The organism is Chamaesiphon sp. OTE_8_metabat_110 (assembly GCF_031382685.1).
GTDB lineage: Bacteria > Cyanobacteriota > Cyanobacteriia > Cyanobacteriales > Chamaesiphonaceae > Chamaesiphon.
This window is the reverse complement of the sequence record NZ_JANMZA010000112.1, coordinates 1-3,947: the sequence shown is the minus strand read 5'-3', so window position 1 is coordinate 3,947 and position 3,947 is coordinate 1. Positions and strand designations below refer to the sequence as shown.

Below are 3,947 nucleotides of genomic sequence, written 5' to 3'. Positions count from 1 at the left end.
CTTCGATAAACTCTTTGAGGTTGATTTCGGAGTTACCGAGCTTACTTTCGAGCGCCCGGAATTCGTTGGCGACGATGTATGGTTCGATGTCCCGCTCGAAGACTTGGCGATAAGCGGCGCGAATGACAGTTTTGAGCTGTGTTTTATCAACAGCTTGGGTAAGCTTGAAGATTTTGGTTTGTTCGCGTTTTTTGCTGACGCCTTGATCGATCCGGAATTCGATATCGGGTTGCGATCGAGTTCCGGTAATTGCACCGAGTTCGACAAAGCGGGGTATTGCTTGCGATTGCGCCTGAGTGACGATGCCGACACCCGTATCGCCGATACTGCCTACCCGGAGATTCCGACCGCTGACACCCGCAGGGGTGAGGTAGCGATTGTAGGGCACCATGTCCTCGTTGAAGCTTTCGACGTACTCTGTCGAGTCAATCATCGCATCGACGATCGCGTAGAAACCTTTTTTGGCGGCGAGATCGAAGTATTTATTCATCTCCTGACGCCCGTAGGTCGGACGACCCAATAAGCGGCGGTGCATGAATTCGATCGCTTTAGTTACATAGAGTTTCGTCCAGTAAGTATTGCGGAATAAATCGGATTTTGCCAAGTCGCGGACAAATTCTCGGACGGAAATATCGCCGTTTTCGAGTTTGATTTCCTGAACTTTGAGGCGTTGTCCTTCGTATACTTCGCGACCCATTACTTGCAGATAAATGGCTTTAATTACTGCTTGCGTGGAGCCTTCAGTAAAGGAAGTACTGACACCTTGACTGGATTTGGATTTTTTACCAATACCTGTAAAGCCAGGTAGTTGATCCAGCTTGAAGATCTTCGCGCCCAACGTGCCAGGAGTGACACCCCGCGCACCAGGATTGCTAACTTGGTTATTAATACCAGGTCCTTGCGCGATCAAAATTCGGCGCGTATCCTTGCCGAATGGTGCTGGCGAGTTGCTGGGATTGCGAGTTTCTTTGGGGAAAATCGCCCCAAACTGAATTTCGAGCGGATCGTTACCCGAGCCATAGACGTGCTGGTCGGCTAACGGCTGCTCGTAAGCAGCAAAGGTGGTAATGAACTGCGGAATTTTGCGGAAAGGGGCGCTGTAATTGAATAAGTCCTGCTGAGGCCCCCAATTGCGGCATTCTTGAGCTTCTTGACCCAAACCGCGAATGTACGGCACTGTTTCTTCACCGAAGTAGTCAGAGTACTCTGCTGAGTCTACCAGGGCATCTACCAGCCCATTTAAGCCTTTAGCCGAGACGATACTAAAATACTTCTGCACTTCTTCGCGCGAGGATGGCCCCCGACCCAAAATGTGCTTGAAGGCTAGTTCTAATGCCCGACTGTTAATGTAAGGTTGGAAGAAGTTTTTCTGATACAGTGGCGATTTTGCCAAGCGGCGGACGAATTCCTTCATCGAAATTTCGCCGTTTTTGACCTTCGATTCTAGATCGGACACCGATAAGCTGTAGGCGCGGGTGATGTCGCGCTCGAAGATTTGGCGATAGGCGGCTTTGATGACATCATTTTTTTCAACTGCCGACAAGCCTGTTTTCATCGCATACTTAACGCGACGTTCGGCAGCAGCATTATAGATTTGGGGGAGTTCCAAGCCTTGTTGGTCGTCGGAGTTGCGCTGGCGGAGTTTATTAGCAGGTGCGGAAGCTTTAAACTCACCAATCATTACTTCAAAGTACTGGTTGATGATTTCTTGAGCTTCTTTATCCTTGCTAAAGTAGCCCAGCGAACCAGCGCGCATTTCTTGGAGCGCGACGATGGTAGCCGGAACCGAGCAAGCATTTTGAATTATTTCTCTGAGTCCGCGCGTATTGACCGTAATGATATTCGGATCGCCAGCGACGATCGCATAAGTCAGGTACCGGAGAAACCAGCTCATATCCCGTAAGGATTTCTGCATGTTTGCAGGGCCGTACAAGGAGATATTAATTGGCTGAAAACCTGGCGGAATTGCACCAGAACCAGTTGCCGTGAATAAGGAAGTAATGCTAGAGAAAAAGCTCCCTTTTTCCTCAACAAAAGTTACAGTCCCGAGTGTGGATTCAGTTTGTTTTGTACCGCTGGCAAAAGTTGTCGCTACTTTTTTGGTCTCCTCGACGACCATCGGCTTTTCTAAAAATGCCATCGGCGAACCGCCAACGAAAATCCGATTCGCCGCTCGCGAGACAATCAATTCGGACTTATCGCTAATTGTCTTGGCGATTTCGATCCGTTTGGCTCCAGACTCAAAGTAGCTTTTCAGTTCGCTCAGTTCGCCCATTGCGGGAAACCGATCTTGCTGTTCAGCTTGCGAAATGGTCGCAACGGGCAGTGTTTGATATAAATTTGGACGGGATAGAGAGCCGCCACCACTTGCCTTAACACTCATTAGATCTTAAATCTCCCAACCGAATATTTTTTTACTGTATTAAGCCTAATCGAGCTACGTGCCAGGTCTGGTACCTGCTTGGATGAGGCGGTAAAATCCGGGGATCGGTGGAAACAACGCGAGAGTCTCGCTCGAATGTTACTCCCGATCGGATCGTTTACTGCCAATGGTACGAGCATTTACCAACTCGAAGCTAGCGCATCGTCTAGCGACGATCGCACCGTTTGAATAAGTAGGGCGATCGAGGTGCTTAAATCTCGGCGCTCCCAAAGCTAAAAAATGTAACTAGTAAAACCAGTTCAGCTTTCAGATTAAAACGTTTCGCCTGCTCGTAGCTTGTTTATGAAGAAGTGTGTAGATATTAAATCTAATAGTGGTCTGGAGAAGATCGTAGAGGATCGGCGGTCAATTATTAAAAAAAAGATAATTTTTGTTACAAGGGGCGGGTCATCCCGATCGATGATGTATGTTACGCCAATTTCAAGTTAGCGAGCGACTGGCAACTGCTAGATCTTGCAAACGCTTTACAGCTCAATCAGAACTGCGCCAAATTTTACCAGTTGATATCCGGCATCCCCAGGTGATACTACAGATATAAAAATTAAGGGATCGTCATCGCTAAGATTGACCACCCCATGTATGCACCCTACAGGCGCGATCGCCACATCGCCCATGCGGATCGATTTTGTCGTTCCGGCTCCATCGAGATAATATTCTCCTGCGCCAGATAAAATCGTCCAAGTATCTTGTCCCTGCGGGTGGATGTGTGCGGGTATTTCTTGATGTGGCTGGATATACCAAGCGACAATTACTGCTGCTGGGGACGTGGAAATCACCGAACGAATCGGTTCGCCGTCAGTTGGTTGGAAAAATTTAGCACTATTAAAAATGCGTGTGGTATCCATCTGTACTTATTTTGCGTTCGTAAGATCGTCACCGTCATCTTGAATGTATGTCGCGAGCGCTTACTGTCACCGAACATACTTAATCCAGCCAATTGCGTTAATCTCTCAAAAAATTTAAGAATCTATCCTCGCCCGATCGAGTCAAATAATTGCGCTTTTTATAAGTAATTTCCCGCTGGCGATCGGATTTACAACGTGCGCGGGAAGCAGCTTCTAATCGATTTACATACTTCCTCGATGGCCGTGATTAGCGAACTCGGGCTATTTACGACCGCCACCGATCGTTGAATTAGTATCTAGAATCTGCTGGGAGAAGCGGCGACAATTCTCAATTAATTTTGTAAAGAAATGTGACAAAGATCGATGCGATCGACACCCTAAATTGTGGAACATAATGACGTTATATCCCATCTAGATAGAAGTATGAGTTGGGTAGCCTAATTCCATTTAAGTAGAATAAACTTCCAGAGTGAAAAGTACTTTTTCACTCTTTTTTATGATTTATTCGTTGACTACTTTTACGGTAGTGCCCACTTTAACTAGGCGAAACATGGCCTTGACATCGCGATTTAGCATCCGCACACAGCCGTGTGATGCCGCCGTCCCGATCGATTTGACATTGGGAGTACCATGAAACCCAATTACATCTTGTCCATCAG

General features: G+C 47.3%; 3 protein-coding genes. All 3 read right to left on the bottom strand.

Annotated elements, in window-relative coordinates; all coding sequences use genetic code 11:
- Positions 1-2,383 (bottom strand): phycobilisome rod-core linker polypeptide (locus RMO52_RS03975; RefSeq protein WP_310411067.1); only part of this gene is annotated, 2,383 nt, incomplete at its 3' end.
- Between the two features lie 524 nt (positions 2,384-2,907).
- The gene (locus RMO52_RS03970; RefSeq protein ID WP_309739191.1) at positions 2,908-3,288 is read right to left on the bottom strand and encodes a cupin domain-containing protein; all 381 of its coding nucleotides are present in this window, start codon (positions 3,286-3,288) and stop codon (positions 2,908-2,910) included.
- A gap of 501 nt (positions 3,289-3,789) precedes the next feature.
- Positions 3,790-3,947 (bottom strand): L,D-transpeptidase (locus RMO52_RS03965; protein WP_396134876.1); only part of this gene is annotated, 158 nt, incomplete at its 5' end.